At 32.5% G+C, this 21,651-nt stretch carries 19 protein-coding genes; 6 read left to right on the forward strand and 13 right to left on the reverse strand.

Annotated features, from left to right (window positions below; genetic code table 11):
* Positions 1 to 20 precede the first annotated feature (20 nt).
* Entirely contained in the window at positions 21 to 2,387 is a 2,367-nt protein-coding gene (locus tag ACUSJC_RS10770) for a GAF domain-containing protein (protein ID WP_449269568.1), read from the forward strand.
* On the opposite strand, the gene ACUSJC_RS10775 is transcribed toward ACUSJC_RS10770, so the two are convergent.
* A complete protein-coding gene (locus tag ACUSJC_RS10775; protein ID WP_449269569.1) occupies positions 2,384 to 3,547 on the reverse strand; it encodes a Pycsar system effector family protein in 1,164 nt (387 codons plus the stop codon). The genes ACUSJC_RS10770 and ACUSJC_RS10775 overlap by 4 nt on opposite strands.
* Before the next feature lie 32 nt (positions 3,548 to 3,579).
* On the opposite strand from ACUSJC_RS10775, the gene ACUSJC_RS10780 reads away from it, so the two are divergent.
* On the forward strand, positions 3,580 to 7,305 hold the full coding sequence (locus ACUSJC_RS10780) for a metallophosphoesterase (protein ID WP_449269570.1): 3,726 nt from the start codon (positions 3,580 to 3,582) through the stop codon (positions 7,303 to 7,305).
* On the opposite strand, the gene ACUSJC_RS10785 is transcribed toward ACUSJC_RS10780, so the two are convergent.
* The 6 genes from ACUSJC_RS10785 to ACUSJC_RS10810 form a co-directional block, all read right to left on the reverse strand.
* The gene (locus ACUSJC_RS10785) at positions 7,302 to 8,150 is read right to left on the reverse strand and encodes a hypothetical protein (protein WP_449269571.1); all 849 of its coding nucleotides are present in this window, start codon (positions 8,148 to 8,150) and stop codon (positions 7,302 to 7,304) included. The two genes, ACUSJC_RS10780 and ACUSJC_RS10785, sit on opposite strands and share 4 nt — an antisense overlap.
* Before the next feature lie 4 nt (positions 8,151 to 8,154).
* Positions 8,155 to 8,817 (reverse strand): response regulator, encoded by a 663-nt coding sequence (locus ACUSJC_RS10790; RefSeq protein ID WP_449269572.1) that lies wholly within the window; start codon positions 8,815 to 8,817, stop codon positions 8,155 to 8,157.
* Positions 8,818 to 8,820: 3 nt separating this feature from the next.
* On the reverse strand, positions 8,821 to 9,594 hold the full coding sequence (locus ACUSJC_RS10795) for a sensor histidine kinase (protein ID WP_449269573.1): 774 nt from the start codon (positions 9,592 to 9,594) through the stop codon (positions 8,821 to 8,823).
* Positions 9,595 to 9,682: 88 nt separating this feature from the next.
* Positions 9,683 to 10,348 (reverse strand): hypothetical protein, encoded by a 666-nt coding sequence (locus tag ACUSJC_RS10800; RefSeq protein ID WP_449269574.1) that lies wholly within the window; start codon positions 10,346 to 10,348, stop codon positions 9,683 to 9,685.
* Positions 10,349 to 10,660 (reverse strand): hypothetical protein, encoded by a 312-nt coding sequence (locus ACUSJC_RS10805; RefSeq protein WP_449269575.1) that lies wholly within the window; start codon positions 10,658 to 10,660, stop codon positions 10,349 to 10,351.
* Positions 10,661 to 10,759: 99 nt separating this feature from the next.
* Positions 10,760 to 11,119: a hypothetical protein gene (locus ACUSJC_RS10810; protein ID WP_449269576.1), complete on the reverse strand. Its 360-nt coding sequence runs from the start codon at positions 11,117 to 11,119 to the stop codon at positions 10,760 to 10,762.
* Positions 11,120 to 11,365: 246 nt separating this feature from the next.
* On the opposite strand from ACUSJC_RS10810, the gene ACUSJC_RS10815 reads away from it, so the two are divergent.
* On the forward strand, positions 11,366 to 11,842 hold the full coding sequence (locus ACUSJC_RS10815) for a DUF1761 domain-containing protein (RefSeq protein ID WP_449269577.1): 477 nt from the start codon (positions 11,366 to 11,368) through the stop codon (positions 11,840 to 11,842).
* Positions 11,843 to 11,896: 54 nt separating this feature from the next.
* Positions 11,897 to 13,042 carry an 8-amino-7-oxononanoate synthase gene (locus ACUSJC_RS10820; protein ID WP_449269578.1) on the forward strand — a complete coding sequence of 382 codons (1,146 nt, stop codon included), beginning with the start codon at positions 11,897 to 11,899 and terminating at the stop codon, positions 13,040 to 13,042.
* 3 nt (positions 13,043 to 13,045) lie between these two features.
* On the opposite strand, the gene ACUSJC_RS10825 is transcribed toward ACUSJC_RS10820, so the two are convergent.
* Positions 13,046 to 13,921 (reverse strand): diacylglycerol/lipid kinase family protein, encoded by an 876-nt coding sequence (locus ACUSJC_RS10825; protein WP_449269579.1) that lies wholly within the window; start codon positions 13,919 to 13,921, stop codon positions 13,046 to 13,048.
* A 47-nt stretch (positions 13,922 to 13,968) separates the two neighbouring features.
* On the opposite strand from ACUSJC_RS10825, the gene ACUSJC_RS10830 reads away from it, so the two are divergent.
* Positions 13,969 to 14,934: an App1 family protein gene (locus ACUSJC_RS10830; RefSeq protein WP_449269580.1), complete on the forward strand. Its 966-nt coding sequence runs from the start codon at positions 13,969 to 13,971 to the stop codon at positions 14,932 to 14,934.
* On the opposite strand, the gene ACUSJC_RS10835 is transcribed toward ACUSJC_RS10830, so the two are convergent.
* The gene (locus ACUSJC_RS10835; protein ID WP_449269581.1) at positions 14,926 to 16,845 is read right to left on the reverse strand and encodes an ABC-F family ATP-binding cassette domain-containing protein; all 1,920 of its coding nucleotides are present in this window, start codon (positions 16,843 to 16,845) and stop codon (positions 14,926 to 14,928) included. The two genes, ACUSJC_RS10830 and ACUSJC_RS10835, sit on opposite strands and share 9 nt — an antisense overlap.
* A 70-nt stretch (positions 16,846 to 16,915) precedes the next feature.
* Here ACUSJC_RS10835 and ACUSJC_RS10840 point away from each other — a divergent pair, with 70 nt between their 5' ends.
* A complete protein-coding gene (locus ACUSJC_RS10840) occupies positions 16,916 to 17,326 on the forward strand; it encodes a DUF983 domain-containing protein (RefSeq protein ID WP_449269582.1) in 411 nt (136 codons plus the stop codon).
* Here the strand turns inward: ACUSJC_RS10840 and ACUSJC_RS10845 are convergent.
* From ACUSJC_RS10845 to porL, 4 genes are all read right to left on the reverse strand, one after another.
* Entirely contained in the window at positions 17,323 to 18,378 is a 1,056-nt protein-coding gene (locus ACUSJC_RS10845) for an NAD(P)/FAD-dependent oxidoreductase (RefSeq protein ID WP_449269583.1), read from the reverse strand. The genes ACUSJC_RS10840 and ACUSJC_RS10845 overlap by 4 nt on opposite strands.
* Before the next feature lie 66 nt (positions 18,379 to 18,444).
* On the reverse strand, positions 18,445 to 19,338 hold the full coding sequence (porN, locus tag ACUSJC_RS10850) for a type IX secretion system ring protein PorN/GldN (RefSeq protein WP_449269584.1): 894 nt from the start codon (positions 19,336 to 19,338) through the stop codon (positions 18,445 to 18,447).
* 47 nt (positions 19,339 to 19,385) lie between these two features.
* Positions 19,386 to 20,936: a type IX secretion system motor protein PorM/GldM gene (porM, locus tag ACUSJC_RS10855; RefSeq protein ID WP_449269585.1), complete on the reverse strand. Its 1,551-nt coding sequence runs from the start codon at positions 20,934 to 20,936 to the stop codon at positions 19,386 to 19,388.
* 65 nt (positions 20,937 to 21,001) lie between these two features.
* The gene (porL, locus tag ACUSJC_RS10860; protein WP_449269586.1) at positions 21,002 to 21,634 is read right to left on the reverse strand and encodes a type IX secretion system motor protein PorL/GldL; all 633 of its coding nucleotides are present in this window, start codon (positions 21,632 to 21,634) and stop codon (positions 21,002 to 21,004) included.
* Positions 21,635 to 21,651 lie beyond the last annotated feature (17 nt).

Raw genomic sequence — 21,651 nt, forward strand, 5'->3', positions numbered from 1 at the left:
CTTTGTACAAATTAGGCTGAATGGGTTTATCATACTTTAGCGAATCACCTTTTAAAACTTTAATTTCCTTTCATAAGCTTACGGAAATGCTATCGGATATTGCTCAAAATGATATTCCGTTCCGATCGGCTTATGCACAATCTTTATTAAACGAAGTGTCTAAAGTTCCTGAACTGATTACAGGGATTGATACTATAGACACTATTGATAAAAACAGCCAGCTCATTCGTTATTTGCTTTCCGATTTATTTCCTACAGCATTGACAAACAACGAAATTAAGGCCGCAACAATACCTTTTCACAATTTCACTTTCAATTACACTAAACGTTTCGAAAACATTCTGAAAGACGCCGGTGTTAATTTTGAAACCAACATAAGAAATTTTGATCAACATCAATTTTATGTTATGAACTGCTGTTTAATTATTAACCAGTATTTCAATTATAAAATTGATTTTGCCTCACCTCTTTTTTATGACATTCCTGACAAATCGGGTTTTATGCGCCATTATCGCATTTTGTATAATGCCGATTTTATAGAAATAACTCCTACAGACAAAGCCATTATGCTTTCTGATTCGGAAATCAATCTGTTGCTCGATAATTATGATGATTTAGAATTATGGAAAAAATATTTCCCTAATGAAAGCTGGATCTTAAAAGGTTTTGGCATCGTTAGTTTGTTTGATAGTACAACCGAAAGCTCTCTTTCTAATCTGAAAACAAATTTACTAAAGACAAAATCAGAGCAAACAACGTTTGAAAACAGCTTTGAATCCATCTTCAGATCCTTTTTTAAGATTCCTGATTTAAGAATTGGTTTTATGGTTTTTAATCCGGCGGAAAAAAAATTAGTAAAACCTCCTATCAGTAAAGATTTTGTTTCAAGTTTTATTTTAGATGAGAAAGATTGTGACTGCGAAGCCATTTTATGCAACGGTTCGTATGAAAACCTCATCAAGAAACAAGTTTATTTTACTATATCAGATGTTAGAAATTATATTCAATCTCCGGAAAACGAAAGTTTAGGTTATAGACTTTTGCTCAAAGATATTTCCAGCTGTATCTTGGCTCCAATTGTAAAAGACAATCAACTTTTAGGAATTATAGAATTAGTTTCGGCTACGCCAAAAGCCTTGAATAGTATTGAAGCTCAAAAAATCGCATTGATCATTCCCTTTTTGGTGGATACCATTGAACGATTCAATAAAGAACGTGACAATCAGATTGAAGCAATTATTCAAAGAGAATACACCACTATTCATCCAAGCGTATATTGGAAATTCACTTTAGAAGCTCAAAAATATTATGACAGTCAAATTAATTTGGAACCTTATACTTTAAAAGAAATCGTTTTTAAAGATGTCTATCCGTTATATGGTCAAATTGACATCAAAGGTTCTTCTGAGCATCGAAATGAAACCGTAAAAAAAGATTTGAAAGTACAACTTCAATGGTTGCTTCAAATTTTTAGTGAGATCAGTACTGCTTACAAACTTTCTATTGTAGAACAGCGTATTTTTGAACTTCAGGATTGGGAGATTGAACTTCAGGGAAATCTGAAAGCTGATATTGAACAACAAATTCAACGCTATATCGGATCTGAAATTCATCCGCTTTTAAGAACTGTTCAAACTAATGAAACTATAGCTCTTGAAATCAATCGCTATTTTGATTCGTTAGACACTAAAAATGGTTTGCTTTATACAGAGCGCAAAAAATTTGACGAAGCTATGGCTATTATCAACAAAAAATTAGCCAAAATCATAGACGAAAAACAAACGGAAGCTCAAAAGATCTATCCCCATTATTACGAACGTTTTCGTACAGATGGTGTTGAACACAATTTATATATTGGGTCTTCTATAACTCCGGAACAAAAATTTGATTTGCTTTATCTTCAAAACTTAAGATTATGGCAATTTCAAACGCTTTGTGAAATGGAAAGAGAACATCATAAAATCAAACAAGAACTTCCTTTTCCTTTAGAAGTTACTTCCTTAATATTGGTTTTTAACAGTCCTATTTCTATTCGTTTCCGTATGGACGAAAAACGCTTTGATGTAGACGGAACGTACAATGCACGCTATGAAGTAGTGAAAAAACGAATTGATAAAGCGTATATCAAAGGGCGAAACGAACGAATCACGGCTCAAGGAAAAATCACTATTGTATATTCCGGTAAACCTGAAGAAGAAGAGTACTTGAAATATGTTCGTTATTTACAACACAAAAACGTCATTGCTTCTGAAATAGAACAATTTGAAGTTCAGGATTTACAAGGTGTGTCAGGATTAAATGCTATCCGAGTAACTATTCTTCATGAAAATATTTTACCTGAAAAGAGTGAAATTACTATTGATGAATTTTTAAAAACCAATCCTTAATACCCTGATGTCTTAAAAGCAATTACAAAAGCAATAACCGAAACAATAATTCCTGTCATAAAGATGTTATAAGTAATTCTCAACAATCGGTATTTCTTTTCTAAAACCACTCCTAAATAGTATAGGTCAGAAATCATGGTGTTGTACAGATATTCTTTATCATTAATCATATCGTTCACTGCTTCCTGATATTCTTTCAAAGGCATCTTATAAAAGTTTCCAAAAAACAACAAATTGACTTTTTGTTCGTCTAAATCCTGTTTGGTAAATCGTCCTGAAGTAACTTTTGGTCGCGTAGAAAGAATAGCAAAAATAATAGATACCACACTAAACATGACCATAGTAAAAGTTGGACCAATCAAATGCGCATTATTAGGATTATCTAATTTAGGGACAATAGTCGACAACGCCACCGAAATAATAATAGCATTTACTGAAAGTAAAATATTAGCTTTACTGTCAGCAATTCCACTCAACCGCGTATGATTGTTCAGCGTAACGCGAAACATAGTATCAATGCCTCTATCCGGCTTTTTCTTCTTTTCTTTTTTATGTTCTTTATTTTCTTCCATGTTGTGAATTTTATTTAAAATTCTTTTGATATTTTTCTCTTTTACAGGTTGTAAAAACTTCTGACAATAAGCGGTATAAAAATGATGTTTTTCTTGTAACAGTTTTAAGTTTCCTTTATGCCATTCTAAATCAGAAAAGATTCGACCACAAGTCAGTTCCCACTCTTTTCTCAAAAATTCTGAAGACACATTGTAAGTGTCACTGCCTAAATGGCAATAATCTGCATCTTTAATTATTTGTTCTAAATTATCCTTGGGTTCACAATTATATTGCGTCGCCAAAATTAATCTTTTTACTTCGGCTATAAAAAAAGCATCTTTTCCATTTTTATTCAAAAACTCTTCAGCAATTTTAGCGCTAATATGTTCGTGTTGTTCTGTACTTTCAACATAACCTGTATCATGAAACCAACCGGCTACTAACAAAACATCTGCTACTGAATCTTCAATTTTTTCATAATTAATTATAGCTTCAATTGTAGCCACGACATTTTGTGTATGCACAAAATTATGATACAAATATGCAGAAGATAGTTTATCTTTGAATAACTGTTCTACGTAAAGACTTGCTTGATTTACAATTGACATTTATTTTCTTTTAATGATATAAATTTATAAAAATGATTGCGTTTTCAAACACTAAAATATTTCTAATAAAGACTTCTGTTCTTTTTAGCTCTCTTTTTATGTTTAATTCTTGCGCTACCATGGGTGTTTCCGAAGGTAAGAACGTAAAAAACTATGATTTTAGTCTATCGGCGGACTCTTTATCTAAAAAACACACTCTTTTTTTAATTGGCGATGCCGGAAATGCCGATGAAATTGAAGGCACTCAAACTTTGGATCTATTACAGAATCAACTGAATAAGGCTCCTAAAAATAGCACCTTGATTTTTTTAGGCGACAATATTTATCCTAAAGGATTACCTCCAAAATCAGATAAAAATCGAAAACTAGCAGAAGAAAAATTAGAAAAACAGCTTGCCATAACTAAAAATTTCAAAGGAAAAACCATTTTTATTCCCGGAAATCACGATTGGTATAGCGATTTAAAGGGCTTAGAAGATCAAGCGGAACTAGTCAATACATATTTTGATTCTAAAAAAGCATTTTTACCGAAAAATGGTTGTCCTATTGAAACGGTTTCTGTGAATGATGATCTGGCTTTAATTGTTGTAGACAGCGAATGGTATCTGGAAGATTGGAACAAACATCCTAAAATGAATGATGACTGCGAAATCAAAACGCGAGAAGAGTTTTTTGATGAATTACATAGCGAAATCAATAAAAATCAAAACAAGACAGTTGTTTTAGTGATCCATCATCCACTTTTTAGCAACGGAGCTCATGGCGGACAATATTCGTTTCACAAAAATATTTTCCCTATCAATAACAAAATCCCTTTGCCTATTGTGGGCTCTTTTATCAATTTATTGCGCAAAACTACCGGAGCAAGTCCACAAGATCTACAAAACAAACAATATGCAACTTTAATCAGCAGAATAAAACCTCTTATTCAAAATTTAGATAATGTTATTGTTGTTTCAGGTCATGACCACAATTTACAATACATTGAACAGGAAGGCATCAAACAAGTTATCAGCGGGGCGGGCTCTAAAAAAGAAGCTACAAAAATTACCGATAAAAAAGATTTTAATTTTGGCGGAAATGGTTTTGCTATTATGGATTTCTACTCAAACGGAGCCATTATCAATCGTTTTTTTAGCACTGATAACAACGAATTAAAAGAGTTAATTGCTATTCCTATCCAGGAAGCGTATCCGACTAAAACGCCTTTCACAGGAAAGAACGAGTTTTCGGCAACAACAACTGCTACAATTTACCCTAAAGAATGGGCTGAAAAAAGTGGTTTCTATACGTTTCTTTGGGGCGACCATTTCAGAAAATATTATGGTTTACCTGTTGAAATCCCTACTGTACAGCTGGATACACTTTATGGAGGCTTACAGCCTATAATTGCAGGTGGCGGACATCAATCCATGTCACTTCGTTTAGAAGACAAAAATGGCAAACAATATGTAATGCGAGATTTGAAAAAAAGTGCTACGCGCTTTTTGCAAACCGTTGCTTTTAAAAACCAAAATGTAGAAAGTGAATTTAAAGATACTTATACCGAGAAATTCGTTTTTGATTTCTATACAACTGCACATCCTTTTACTCCTTTTATCATAGGCGATCTGGCCGATGCAATTGGAGTGTTTCATACCAATCCAAAGTTATTTTATGTTCCAAAACAGCCAGCACTTCAGCAGTATAATTCTGATTATGGAGATGCCTTGTATTTAATTGAAGAACGTCCGACAGACGATCATTTGGAGCAAAAAAGTTTCGGACAACCCGATGATATTGTGAGTACTTCCGAAGTTTTAGAAAAAATACGAAAAGATGAAAAATATAAAGTAGACGAAACTGCTTTTATGAGGGCTCGTCTTTTCGATATGCTTATTGGCGATTGGGATCGACATGCCGATCAATGGCGTTGGTCTGTATTTAAAAATCAAGAAAGTATTATTTACAAACCAATTCCCAGAGACCGAGACCAAGCTTTTGTTAAAGCAGACGGGACACTGCTTTCTCTTATTTTAAATATTCCGGGAGTAAGACATATCAGTGATTTTAAAGAACATTTCCCTAGTGAAAAATGGTTCAATTTTGCGGGTCACAACTTAGATATGGCTTTTATCAAAAATGCTGATAGCCAGGACTGGAGAGACCAAGCTGATTTCATTAAAAGACATCTGACTGACGCTGTTATTGAAAATGCTTTTCAGGAGCTTCCAAAGGAAATTAAAGATGATGAAACCACAAAAGAAATTATCACTAAGCTAAAAACAAGACGTGATCATTTAGCGGATTATGCTGAAAAATATTATTACTTTCTTCAAAAAATCATCATTCTTACCGGAACAGATAAAGATGACGAGTTTATCATTGAACGTTTACCCGACAATCAAACTAAAGTTACTTTTAGTCGCTTAAAGAAATCAAAAGCTGAACCCGAGTTTAGCCGCACGTATTATGGTCATGAAACCAATCAAATCTGGATTTATGGGCTAGACGATGACGATATATTTAAAGTTACAGGAAAAGCAAAATCCAGCATTAAAGTTAGGCTTATTGGCGGACAAAACAATGACACTTATGCTATTGAAAATGGAAAAAAAGTAGTTATTTACGACTATAAATCCAAAAAGAATACACTTGAAAACACAGGAAAAGCAACCGTTCATTTTAGAGATGATTACGATTTAAATGAGTATCATTATAAAAAAACAGCAAAGTACAGTGCTTTTATGGCTTTCCCCTCCATTGGATATAATCCTGATGACGGAGTTAAATTAGGTTCTAGTTTGGTTTATCAATATCAAGGATTTAAGAGCAATCCTTTTACTTCTAAACATTCTTTCAAAGGAAATTATTATTTTGCCACTGAAGGTTTTGAATTGTTCTATAATGGTATTTTCACTAAACTTATAGGATACTGGAATTTAGAATTAGATGCTCGCTATACGACTCCAAACTTTAGCATCAATTATTTTGGCTACGGAAACGAAACTCAAAATTTTGACGATGCTATGGGAATGGATTTCAACAGGGTTAAGATTCAAACGTTTAAAGTTGTTCCTAGCTTTAAAAAGAAAGGAAGTTTTGGAAGTGAATTAAGCTTCTTACCATCTTTCGAGAACATTGAAGTTGAAGACATTACAAATCGTTTCATTAATACTTCTCCTGAAATTAATCCAAGCGTTTTTGAATACAAGCAATTTGCAGGTTTAGGACTTAAATATGCTTTTGAAAATTATGACAGTAAAGCAAATCCCGGTTTAGGTATTACTTTTTCGTTTTTAACAGAATGGAAGACCAATTTGCAAAACTTTGATAGAAATTTTACTTATCTGGAAAGTCATTTAGGTTTTAGTCATAAGCTTACCCGAAATAAAAAATTAGTTTTAGCCACTTTGGTCAAAGGAAAAAAGATATTCAATTCTAATTTTGAATTTTATCAAGGAGCAACTTTAGGTGGAGATTATGATTTAAGAGGATACAGAAATCAGCGCTTTTTAGGTGATGCTTCATTCTTTCAAAGTACTGATTTGCGTTGGAACATAGGTCAAATCAAAAGCTTAGTTCCTATGAGATATGGTATTTTGGGCGGATATGATTATGGACGCGTTTGGCTTGATGGCGAATCTTCAAAAAATTGGCATCAATCAGTTGGTGGCGGAATTTGGCTAAGCGCCTTAGACATGGCTACTGCCCGATTGACCTTTTTCAACAGTGAAGACGGAAACAGAATTGCTTTCGGTTTAGGATTTGGATTTTAATCCAGCAGTAATTGATATAAATTTCCTCCGATCTTTTTATCACGTTCATCAACTAACCATAAAGTCTTGGCATCTTTAAAACAGATGCCTTCTTTTTGAGAATTATGGTGAAGCTTAACTGTTTTTTTAGTCGTTTTGGACAAATCTTGAAATTGGCTCACTTGAAATTGAAATACCGTACTATGTCCTAGTAAAACCAAAGTATGTGTTTGACTATCAAAAGCGGCATCAGTAATCATCACCGGCTTATTTTCTACTGAAAGTTCTAATGAATCTATCGGAACTGCAACTTGTTCTCCTTGTTGATTAGGTATTTGGTATACCAAAGCTATTCCGTTGCTGTTTTTAGAAAATAAATAGAAAAAGTTCTCACTCTCCACGAAAGCCTCAACATTGAAATTTCTTTTGTCTTTCTTCTTTGGTGGAAACTTTTTTTGATTGGAATAGTGAAATGAAATTATCTGACTCGGTTTAACTTCTTCTTGCTGTAAATCGCCTCTATTGATTTTTATGATACGTAAATCGCTTCGATCGTTGTCATTATTCCCAAAATCTCCTATGTATATATTACCTTCTTCATCTTTGGTCAAAGCTTCCCAATCTGTATTTTCAATATTTAAGACCTTAATTGTTCTTTGTAACTTGCCTTTGCTGTCAAATACTAAAATTTCGGGTTTATTTCTACTATCTTGAATCAAATACAGCTCCTTATGTATTTCAATAATTCCGGAAAGTTCTTTTAGCTCTTTAGGAAATGAAAATACGGTATCTACAACTGATTTTTCTTTTTGGCAAGAAGCCAAGAAACAGAAAGACAAACTAAAAAAAGCAAAAAGGGCTCTCATTTTTTTAAATTTCATTTAACTGAATCAGATTTCTTTTCAAAGCATAGATCACGGCTCCTACGATATTTTTAGAATTGGTTTTGCTAATGATATGTTTCCGATGTGTATCTACCGTACTTGAGGCAATATTCAACATGTCACCGATTTCTTTACTACTCAATTCTCTGGAAGCCAATTTTATAATTTCAATCTCTCTTGAAGTAAGTTGAACCGTATCCTCATAGATAGTGGTTGATTGATTGGCTTTCTTCTCCCATAATAAAGCTTCTCGAAGCACAGAACCCAATTCGTTACCAAAATAATATCCTTTTTCTTTTACACTTCTTATCGCTTGTTCCAACTGATTAGGGTCTGAATTTTTAGTAAAGAAACCATGTGCGCCTAATTCCATCACTTTATGCACACTCTCTTTTGTTGTCAATTGAGATATTATCAAAATAAAAATATCGGGATATTCTTCTCTTAGGACTTTACAGGTTTGAAAACCATCTAACTCAGGCATTTGTATATCGAGTAAAACTAAATCTATAGAAAAGGCATCTATCTGTTCCAAAAACTCTCTTCCGTTGCCTGCTTGAAGAACTACTGTAACATCCTGAAAAGAGTTCACTAAATAAGCTAAACTCTTTCTAAACAACTGATGGTCGTCAACAATAGCAATATTCATTTCTTATTTTTTTACCAAAATTACGAATTTATTGCCCCTTTCCACTGGAATTTGTTCAAAATTAGCTTCAATAGCTTTAATTCTAGAGCTGATGTTCTTTAATCCTGCACCTTTTGATACAGCATATTGCTCCTTAAAATTAAAAGGGATACCATCATCTTGTATTTCTATTTGATAACTTTCGGGAAAATCAGTATATACAAAATTACATGATGTTATGTTTCCGTACTTCATCATATTTGACGTAAATTCCTGAAGTATTCGAAACAACTCATACGCTTGCTCTGAAGGAATTTGGTGATCAGAACCCTGATAGTTCAAGGTAAAAACCTGTGTTTCGTTATTAATCCTGTCAAGGTAATCTTTAAACGCAGGTAAAAAGCCGGCTTTTTCTAATAACGGAGGCATTAATTTATAAGACACTAATCGTGTATTTTCTAAAGCTGCTTCTACTCCACTTTTAATTTCCGTAAACATTTCTTTTTTTCCTTCATCAGTCTCAGACCGAAGAAGAATAGCTATAAAATTGCGAACTGCGTTTAAATCTCCGGAAACACCGTCATGGATATCTGCCGCAATGCGTTGACGTTCCTTTTTTTCACTTTCTAAAGAAGCTTTTAAAAGTAGCTCAGCTTCCTTCCTTTTGATTTTTAATAAATTCGTTTGATAAAAAACGGCTAAAAAAAGTAAGATCAGAACTAAAATAACGATTAGCCCTGTACCTATAATAATTAAGCTTCCAACTTGACTTGAATAATCCACTCCTACATTTTTCAATCAAAAAAAATGCTAAATAGTTATTGACTACAAAGCACACTTCATTTGATTCTTATTTCAGCACCAAAATTACAAAAGTTACTACATTTTAAATCTTCATTATTAATTTTTTCGGACTTGACTTCCAAATAACAACAATTAAAACAATTTTTGTTATAACATTTAACAATGCAATAATAACCCAAAAACTGGTAATCCCTAATTTTTCTTGTCTCAGATAATCAGCCATTAAAAGAACCAAAAAAGTTCCGCAATAAAATATTAAGAAATTAGAAATGTAATAAAACGCTGAACGATTATACAAAGGAATATCTTCCATTGTTTTGAAAACTTCTATAAACCATTGAACGCTTAATACAATAACCATTAATACCATAATCAAATTAATAGGCATATCGTTATAAACCTTTTGGTCAAATGAAAAATCTTTTAACAAATATGTATAAACCAAGAAGTACAAGATACCGAAAAAGAACATTATTTTTTTGTTTTTCAGTACCTTATAATAAAAATAAAGCACCGTATAAAATTCTATAATACAGTAAAATCTATACCAAATAGTTGTAGAAATTCTAAAATATTTTTGGTTAAGCGGATCAAAAATACTTACTACAAACATTAACACTAGAAAAGATAAAAGGTAAACCGTTTCCTGATTTACCTTCTTCCTATTATAGATATAAATAAATAACGGAATTATTCCTAAGAGATAACTAATATCAGCAAGAACATCTAATAGAACTACAAAATTCATTTAATTATTTAATAAACTTTTGACGTCACAGTCGGGAGGACAAGGTTTAGCTCTATCAATAATAATAGCCATTATATCATTTCCTCCTGCATCTACCCCTACTAAGACAGCAGAAAATCGCTCTAAGCTTTCATCATAACCATTATAGAGCCTGATTCCTATACAGCCCTCCTGATTCAAAATTAGATTTATTTTTTCAACTCCTACGAATGAACACTGAATTTCATTAGGATATTTTTCTTTAAATGCATTTATTAATTGCTTTGCATCTTCAATAGAGATTTGTTCTCCACAACTTGGGGTAACAGCCATAATATAATATATATTTTTTTAAGTTAGCTTCTTCTTTTCTTAAAAATTATTTTAATCACTCTAAAAGCCAAAAACAAATAAGAGACAACTATAAAGTGTTCAAAAACCTAGTCCAAAAATATAATTGAAAAATAATGAAATTGTAAGATACACTACAGAGCTGATCATTGTATTGATAAAAATTGTAGTTGCATCATCATAATTTCCATTATGCTCAAAAAACAGAACCATTATTGTAATACCTACATTCATAAAGAACCAGGTTACAGAAAATAAAACACTAGACAATAATATGAAATAAAAATTGAAATCCAAAAGAAAGGGATTGTCTAATTTTTCGATTAAGTCATATTTAAAAAGAAAAATGGCAATTAAAAAGTAATGAGCCTGCCCAAAAACAGAAAGAACTATTTTTGAATAGCTTAAATCTAATTTGAAAAGTTTCATTAGTGTACTCATTACTTTTTTAATTTACCTCTAAAATGAATAAGAATTATTAAATTAAATACCCCTACCAAATTAACCTCTTTATCCATTTCATTGTTTTCAAAAGTATAAGCTACATCTTCTTCAAACAATCCTTATTAATAGGTATTTTTATACCTAGAATTAGGTATTCTTCGCTTTTCTCTGCTTATCTAGCTTTTTTATCAACGGATTTCTTTTTTCGCTATCTTTGATTTACTAACCAAAAACTATTTAATTATGCTTTTCAATCCTATTGCAGCTATTGTAGCAGCGTTATCGACTTTTATAGTGGGATTCATTTGGTATAACCCAAAAGTATTCGGAACTATTTGGATGCAAGAAACAGGTATGACAGAAGAAAAAGCCCAAAAAGGAAACATGGTCAAAATCTTTGGTCTTACTTTAGTTTTTTCTTTGCTAATTGCTTTTTTTGTTCCTTCACTTGTTATTCATCAGATTGGTGTACTACAATCAGTAGGAGGAAATGCCGCTGACGAAGCGTATTTGGCTTTTATGCAAGTACACGGACAAAACTTCCTAAGTGCTAAACATGGAGCTCTTCATGGTTTTATATGTGGCCTTTTATTTGTACTTCCTATTATTGCAATTAACAGCCTTTTTGAACAAAAATCGTGGAAATATATCCTAATCACATCTGGATATTGGATTGTTTCTTTAACTTTGATGGGAGCTATTATTTGCGCTTGGCACTAAAAAATAATATTTAACCTTTTTCGTCCTATTCAAACAATAGGACATTTTTTTGCTTTGAAAAATATTCACTTTACCCTATTTCATCATACGAAAGATTTACCGGAAAATTGGGATTCCATTTCTCACCACAATCATTTTTTACAAACACCATACTTACAAGTTCTCGAAAAATCGGCGCCTGTAAATATGGAATGTTTTTTTATTGGTATCTTTGAAAATGAGAAACTTATTGGAACAGCTTTAGCGCAATATCTCAATCTAAACAAATTAGAATCTTTTGGAGAGCGCGATCATTGTTTCAAAACCCAAATCCGGAATTTTGTCTTCAAAAATTTTGCTTCACACGTTTTGTTTTTGGGCAACAATATGATTACCGGGCAAAATGGTTACACTTTTAATCATGAGATTTCTTTTGAAGAAATTAGTCAGGTCATGCACGACTGTTCCCAAGCAATTATTGCCTATTTCAGAGAAAAAAACATCACCATACACTTGGTTAGTTTTAAAGATTTTTACGAAGATTGTTCGGTGGAATTAAAAAAGCATAATTTCAAAAACATTTATGAGTTTTCTACACAACCTAATATGATTTTAAATCTTCCTGACGAATGGAAAACTATGGAAGATTACACTAATGCTTTATTAAAAAAATACCGAGATCAATACAAAAGAGCCCGTAAAAAATCGGAAGGAATTATTGTAAGAGAGCTTCCCTTTGAAGATGTTTTAGCACAGGAAGCAAAACTGTACGCACTGTATCATTATGTAGCACTTAATGCTCCTTTCAATACGTTCTTTTTGGCTAAAGACCACTTTTCTACCTTTAAAAAACAATGTGGCAACCGATTTAAAATCTTTGGGTATTATAACGAAAATCAACTGGTAGGATTTCATTCTTTACTATTGAACGGAGAAACGTTAGAAACCTATTTTTTAGGGTATGACGAAAACATTCAAAAGGAAAAAATGCTGTATTTAAATATGTTGTACAATATGACCGCTTTTGGAATAGAAAATGGATTTCGAAAAATTATTTTTGGCAGAACTGCCTTAGAAATCAAAAGCTCTATTGGAGCCAAAGCCGTTAAAATGTCGGGATTCATCTTTCACACTAACAAACTTATTAACAGATACATGGATCAAATTTTCACCCAACTGGAACCCGAAGTTTTCTGGCACGAAAGACATCCTTTTAAATAAAAACTAAGGAGTGGCTACTTTAATTTTATTATTAGATATTTTAATACTTAAAGAATCAACTTTTCCGCAATATTCTCCATCCATTTGAAAACTTACCGGTTTTTCTAAATTTATTTTTGCTGAAGTAGTCGAAATAATGTGTATATCTTCGTCTGAAACCGCAACATTTCCGGTCATTATTTTTGCTATCACGAGTAAATCTAAATTCTTTAAAATTATAATTTCAAATTTGCCGTCATCAATGACTCCTATTGGATTTATAACTACGCCAGTACCATACTTTTGAGAATTTGCAAAAACAACCATTTTAGCGTCACATTTAACAGAAGCTGAATCGGCTTCAATTGAAATTTTAAAAGCATCATCGGCTTCTTTAAGTGTTGGAATAACCTGCTGCAAATAGCCTATTTTTCCTCTACTATCTGAATTTTGATAATTTTTGACCAGTAAAGCATTTAAACCTATATCACTCAGATGTAAACTTTTCATACCGTTTATTTCAACAATATCAATGACTGTGTACGGATTGTGAAAAGCAATTCTTAAGGCGTCTTCATTTTCAGTCGGGATATTTAAATCAGTAGCAAAACCATTAGCTGATCCGGCGGGAATCAATCCATAAATGACATCTTCATTCTCTAACGCTTCCACAACCATTTTAATTGTTCCGTCTCCTCCGGCAACAACTACTCTCTCCGGTTTATTATCAAAAAACAATTGCTGAATTGCTTCTATATCCTTTTCACCTGTAGTTTCATAAATAACCCATTCGCTTTTTGAATCTTCAAAAAATAATTTAATCTTCTCTAAAAGTCCAGATTTATCCTTATCACCGGAAATAGGATTAACAATAATTAAATATTTACCGTTTGGTTTCATATTAATTCGTAATTTGTTATCAATAACTCAAATTTAAATAATAAAAAGTGAATCCTATAATTAAATTATACCATGGCTATGCAAATAATCAAGAGTTAATAGTTATGGGGCATGTTTTTAAGCCAAGTGATAAAGCAAATTATGATTTTGAGAAGACAAATTTCAGAAATGCAAGATCAATTATTCATTTGTTCCAATTAAAAACAATACCAAATCAATCTATTTTTTTAGAATTAAATGGTGAAGTTATAGAAACCAAAACTTTAGATGACGGCTATTTTAAGTTTTGTATTCCTTTTGAAAAAAACATTGAAAGCGGTTGGCATGAATATGTTGTTTTTATGCTCTACAATCAAGAAAAAATTGAATCACATTCTAGTTTTATAAAACCTCCGAAAGGAAAATTTGGTGTCATTTCAGATATTGACGATACTTTTTTAATATCGCATTCCCGAAACCCTTTCAAAAAACTTTACGTTTTACTTTTTCAAAATGTAAGCAAAAGAAAAGCTTTTGACGATGTAGTTCTACATTATAAAGCTCTACAAACAGCCGGAAGAAAAAACAAAGAAGAAAGCAATGCTTTTTTTTATATTTCAAGTAGCGAATGGAACTTATATAGCTTAATTACAAAGTTTATTGATTTAAAAGAATTACCAAAAGCTGTTTTACTTTTAAAAGATATTAAAACCAATTTAACCCAACTTTTTTTAACAGGAAGAGGTAATCACAATCATAAATTTGAAAAGATCAAACACGTTTTAGAATTTTATCCCGACTTAAAATACGTTTTATTAGGCGATGACACACAAGATGACCCTCACTTATATGAAGCAATTTGCAAAATTTTTCCTTTACACATTAAAGCAATTTACATCCGGCAAGTAGGAAACTCAAAAAAAACATCAACCATACAAAAACTAGAAACCATTAGCTCACTGAATATAGAAACCTTCTATTTTAAATTTAGCAATGAAGCCATCCAACATTCTAAAGAAATTGGACTAATTTAAAGAATCTATTTCTAATTGTACATTTTCCCAATCGATTAATAGTTGGTCTAAATCTTTCTTTTTTTGTTCGTAAGCTGCAAAAAAGGCTGCATCTTCCATCAATTTTTCATAATTGTCCGCCAAATGTTTGTCGTCTTTTTGAATGTCTTTTTCCAATTGCTGGATTTGACTTTCAATTTTACTCAACTTGTTTTGCAGTGATTTTTGTTTCTTTTGCTCTTCATATGAAAGACTTTTCTTTTCGGATTGTACATTGGTTTTTACCGATGAAACGTTATCTTTTTTCTCAATCTCTCTCATGTTTTGAACGTTTTTTTGTTCCAAAAAGAAATTGATATCGCCCAAATATTCTCGGATTTTTTGATCTTTAAACTCGTAAACCGTGTTAGTCAACCCTTGTAAAAAATCACGATCGTGCGATACGATTAACAAAGTTCCTTCGAAATCATTTAAAGCTGCTTTTAAGATGTTTTTAGACTTAATATCCAAGTGGTTGGTAGGTTCATCCATTAGCAATACATTAATGGGCTGCAACAACAATTTACAAAGTGCCAAACGGTTTCGCTCTCCTCCGGAAAGTACTTTTACTTTCTTTTCGACATCGTCGCCACGGAAAAGAAAAGCACCTAGCATATCGCGAACTTTAGAACGATTAGAGTCAGTTGCCGCGTCTAACATAGTATCTAACAAGGTCTTTTCACCATCTAAATATTCCGCTTGATTTTGAGCAAAATAACCCAATTGCACGTTGTGACCTAATTTTATGCTTCCTTCGTATGGAAATTCGTCTACAATAGCTTTGATAAACGTTGATTTCCCTTGTCCATTTTGACCAACGAAAGCAATTTTATTGCCTCGTTCCACTAAAAGTGAGATATCGGAAAGTACTTTTTTATCGCCAAAAGCTTTAGAAACGTGTTCAGCTTCAACCACGACTCTTCCCGGCGTAACGGAAACCGGAAACGAAATAGCCATTACCGAATTATCGTCTTCATCGACTTCAATTCGTTCCACTTTATCTAATTTTTTGATTAGCGATTGCGCCATAGAAGCTTTTGAAGCTTTTGCTCTGAACTTCTCAATTAACTTCTCGGTTTCTTCGATTTTCTTCGCTTGATTTTTTTGAGTTGCCAATTGCTTTTCTCTAATTTCCTCTCTTAAAACCAAGTATTTTGAATAGGGTTTATTGAAATCGTATATTTTTCCCAAAGAAATTTCGATGGTTCTATTGGTCACATTATCCAAAAACATTTTATCGTGCGATACAATCACCACAACTCCAGGGAATGATTTTAAGAAACTTTCTAACCAAATGATACTTTCGATATCCAAGTGGTTCGTTGGCTCATCCAGAAGCAAAACATCGTTGCTTTGCAATAACAATTTTGCCAATTCGATACGCATTCTCCATCCTCCTGAAAAAGATTCAGTTACATTATTGAATTCTTCTCTTTTGAATCCTAAACCTAATAATATTTTCTCGGTTTCTCCTTTGTATTGGTAACCTCCTAAAATTTCATATTGGTGCGTTACTTCTCCTAATTCGTCGATTAAATCGTGATACGTTTGACTTTCATAATCGGTTCTATTAGCTAATTCGTGGTTAATTTCGTCTATTCGATATTCGGCTTTTAGAATTTCTTCAAAAGCTTGATAAGCTTCTTGCAAAACCGTTCTTCCCAATTCAAAATCGATATCTTGACGTAGGAAACCTATTTTTATTTGTTTTTCGGCAGCAATTACACCCGAATCAGGTTTGATGTCTCCGGCTAAGATTTTCAACATGGTTGATTTTCCTGCACCATTTTTACCTACTAAACCTACTCTGTCACCTGCTCCCAAGCGAAAAGTCACTTCTTCGAAAAGATAAGTTCCACCAAATGAAACCGATAAATTATGAATGTTTAACATATCTATTTTTTGTTACAATTGTTACACTTAACGGCACAACTTGTAGTATCTTTGTATAAATTTTTTGCAAATGTTAAAAAAAGGATCCAAACTCTATAGCATTTTAACAGGAACTTGTCCTAAATGTCATGAAGAGAGTATGTATGAGGACTCCAATCCTTATCACATCAGCAAGGTATATAAAATGCACGAAACCTGTAGTCACTGTCACACAAAATATCAAATGGAACCTTCATTTTTTTATGGTGCCATGTATGTGAGCTATGCCCTAGGAATTGCATTTAGTGTCGCTGCTTTTATCATTTCTTATGTATTTATAGGTACAAATTTAAAAACAGCTTTTGTTGCTATTATTGCGACTTTAATTGTTTTTATGCCTGTAAGTATGAGATTGTCCAGAAATATCTGGATTAACTTCTTTGTGAGCTATGACAAAGATTGGAAAAAACACGCTGAAGAAATACCGCATAAAAAGAGCTAAGATTTAGCTCTTTTTTTATAGTATCTTTCGATGTTTATTTCTTTATCTAATATCGCTCCTTCTTCTAAATATTCTAATAAACTTTTAGCTAAAAACGGTCCTAGCATTACTCCTCTTGTTCCTAAGCCATTCAGTAAATGGAGATTTTTATGCTCGAAATGTGTTCCAACTAATGGTCTTCTATCTTTAACAGTTGGTCGAACTCCCGCTAGATGCTCCACAATTTCATAATCACAAGTGATTAATTCGTTTAGTTTTTCAATCAATTCGTCTTTTCCAGCTTTTGTAGGCTCATTCGTTTTATCTTCCCAATTATAAGTTGCTCCTACCTTATATAAATCGTTACCTATTGGAAGTATAAATACACTAGATTTAATAATCTCATTTAACTTTAAATTAGGTGCTTTAATATGTAACAATTCACCTTTGGTACCATCTAGTGGCAAATCATTAAAAAAAGGGTTTTGATGCAATCCGAAACCTTCTGCAAAAACAATATGCTTAGCCTGTATTCCTTTATACTCCGCAAAATTTTCATGAACTACTATAGCATCATAATCAAAAGAATCCTGAATTAATAATTTGACATCCAGAAGATGTTTTCTATACCCCAAAACTAATTTTTGAATATCTAAATAACCAGAATACAAAACTTCTCCAAAGCCAAAAGGAGCCGGACAATTTTCATAGCTTTTATGAGAAATAACGGGGTTTAAAAAAGATGAAAGAGATGGTTTATCTGCCGCTACGAACCAATTATTTTGTTCCTCAATAGATGCAAATTTTCTAAAAATAGGCATTGGATAATCAAAAACTTCATTTAGTTTCTCCTGAAGTTTTGGATAAAAAGTTTGTGCAATATCCAACTGTTCTTGAGCTTTCCAGATCTCACTAAAACGCTTCAAAACAACGGGATTATACAAACCTCCTGCTACCATAGAAGAAGGCTGAGAATTATTTTCGAATACTAAAAAATCTTTTCCTCTCAGAGAAGCAAATTCAGCAAAACAAACTCCTGCTAAACCTGAACCTATAACTAAATAATCTTTCATGGTGCAAAAATAAAAAACTCCTACCAAGCTTGGTAGGAGTTTTTTATAAATTGGAGAAAAATTATCTTAATAATTCCACATATCTTGTTCAAAGTCACGGATTTTTTCTTTAATTCTATCCGCTTCTAACAATTGCATTTGAGCATTTTCTTGCATGTAATCTTTAATTTGTCTATCTCCATAAACGTTCTCTTCCAAGTAAATAACGGAACTAAAACGTCTAGCATTTAACAAATGGTCGAATGAAAAAGGCATTGCTGAGTTTCTATCATTAAATGATTTAGCCTCGTGTAATACATCTCTTGCAGCAGGGAAATAAACCCAAAACAATTCGATATAATCTTTTTCATCACTGTTCATTGTATAAACATCTGGTACAACCGGACAAATACCTAACATACGATATTTTAATTCTCCTTGACGTTTGTCAAAATACCAGTATCCAACAATTTTATAAGAATCCACATGATATGCTTCAATTTCAGTCTTAGTAATAAACTCTTCCGGAATTGTTTCACCGGCATTGAAATATTCACGACCAGCATCTGTGGTATCAATATACATCAAAGAAGCTTCAATGTCTTTAATAGATTTCTTATCTGTAAAGTAACTTGAGTCATAAACCTCAGTAATTTTACCATCTTTAATTGCGTTAATTAACACATTATATAACGGTTGTCTTTCTTTGGTTTTCATGATGTCACCTTCAACAGGAAAGTAATACGGAAAATTTACTCTTTCATCAAGGTCGATAATTTCCCAAACTCTTTTTCCCATCAAAACATCTCTATCCATTACATAACCGTAAGGAAGTGGTGTATCGTTGTCAGCAACTAACTCTGCATCTGTTTTTTTCCCGATTTGATCAGGAGTCTTTGCATTTAAAAGATTAGATTGAGCAAATGTAAAAGATGAACTTAAACCTAATGCCAGAACTAATATAATTTTTCTCCAATTCATTTTATTTTCTTTTTAGCGTTTAAAAAATAAACTTAAAAATACATTTTTTATTGCACCTCGTACGTACAAGGAGCCGTTTTCTTCAACATAATTGCACTACCAGCCAATTTAGTTTTGATTTCAGAAATGATAATAACATCACCTCTACCTGCCTTGTTAACAGCTGCTTGAGCTCTAGAATCTAACTTGCTACCAGAAACAACAATTGTAGGTTGTCCAGGTACTTTAATGTTAAATCCAGTAACTTGTACATCTAAAGCAAAATCGAAATCGTCTAATTCAGCAGTAACTGTAGAAGCTAATAAACTAGACTTAGGTCCTTTAGCAGCAACCTCTTTACGGATTTTTCCTTGAGGAGCAGGGATATCTTTAATTCTGAAAGTCTTTTTATCAGAAACGCTTTGTCCGTCAGGCAATTTACCAGTCACGTTAATAGTAACTTCTCTACCTTGACCAGGACTCATATTATACTGACCAACTTTACCGCCTTTAGATAAACCAGGAGCACTAGCAGAAACTTTATCATCAGAAATACCAGCAAATGAAATAGTCATTGGATTTACAACACCACGATAAACTACATTCATCTTATCTGCTGAAATTGTAGCTGAATTTGGTTTAGGTACAACTACATAGTTACCTTTGATATCAATATCAACTGGTTTACCTTCTTCCATGAAAGTAAATTTACCGTTGATTTCATGTTCGCCAACATTTCCAGCATTGAAGCCTAACATAACTTGCCCGTCTTGTAAAGAGTTTGCCAAGTCGATTTCGCCTCCGTTTACAACAACTTTTGTAGGAACAGTCGATTTATCATAACGACCTAAAACTACTTTACCTTTAAACTGCTCTCCAGCAAAATAAGCTGACTTCTCAGGAATTACAATTGCATTATAATTTCTAAAAGATGCAACAGTAGTTAAAGCATTACCTAAAAATGCATTATAAATATCTGCTTCTAAAGATTTAACGTCATTTTGTAAAGCACTCAACTTAGCAACAGTTGCAATTGCAGGAAAACCTTTAAAATGATAATCTAGATATTTCTTTTTAACTCCTTCACCATCTTTAATATCTTCAGTTGAAAACTTCTTTTTCAAATTATCTAAAATAACTTGATATTTGACATTGTTTCCTAAAGCTGATTCAATACCTTTTCTATATTTATCAAAAGAATCTACGATAGCCTTTCCTTCAGCTGAATAACCATCTCCTGAAAACCACTTTTCATCGATAGTTGATTTATCCATAGCCTCATAAGGCAATTTTCCATTTTCTTTTTCAAATCCTGACTCTACAGAAGATTTCGTTTTTCCTAGAAAATCATAAAACTCTTTAGAAACTGCTTTCACTTCTGAAGCCTTTTTATAAGCCTCTTTAAATTGATCCGGACTATCTGTAGCTTTTTGTTCAATAGAACCTAACAAAGCTGTATTACTATCTGACAAAGATGAATTTACTGTATCAAATTTCTCATTCATCAAACCAAAAGCGGTCAAAACCTCTTTTGACATATTTAATGCCATCATAGCGATGAAAACCAAGTACATTAGGTTAATCATCTTCTGTCTAGGGGTTAATTTTCCTCCTGCCATTATTTAATTTTTCTTTTAATAGTTTATATAAATTAATTAATTTGAATAATTGATAATTTCAAAAATTATCTATTACTCATAGCAGAAAGCATACCTCCATAAACTGCATTCAATGAAGCAATATTAGAAGTCATAGATTGCATTTGCTCTTTTAATTTAGCCGCATTTTCAGCAATTTCAGCATTAGCAGTAGCATTTTTCTCTGCACTTTCTAACTGCGAAGCGTATAAACCATTTAAAGTTTCTAAGTTTTTAGCAGCACTTACCATTTCCTCTGCATATTTTTTCTGAGAAGCAATAGCATCCACAGTTGGCGAAATACTTTTAGCAGCTCCTTCGAAATTTTTAATACTGTTTCCTAAGCTTTCCATTAAAGCACCATCAATTTTAGCTTCTTTTAACATGTTGTCTAATTTTTGAGACAACAACCCTTGAGCTTCAGTTGGATTCTCAGCTTTTTTTCCTTTTTCTTTAGCTTGACCTCCTGCTAATTCAGGATAAACCAAAGTCCAATCTAATTCAGCTGGCGGAACTTCAAATGCCGACAAAGCAAAGATTAACGCCTCAGTCAACAAACCAACAATCAACATCGGACCTGCACCAGGCCAGTGCATCAATTTAAATAAAGCTCCTACGATTACTACTGCAGCACCAATACCATAAAGAAATGCTTGCGCTTTTGGACTTAAAATTCCCATAATAAATAATTTTAGTT

Source organism: Flavobacterium sp. U410, assembly GCF_053570605.1.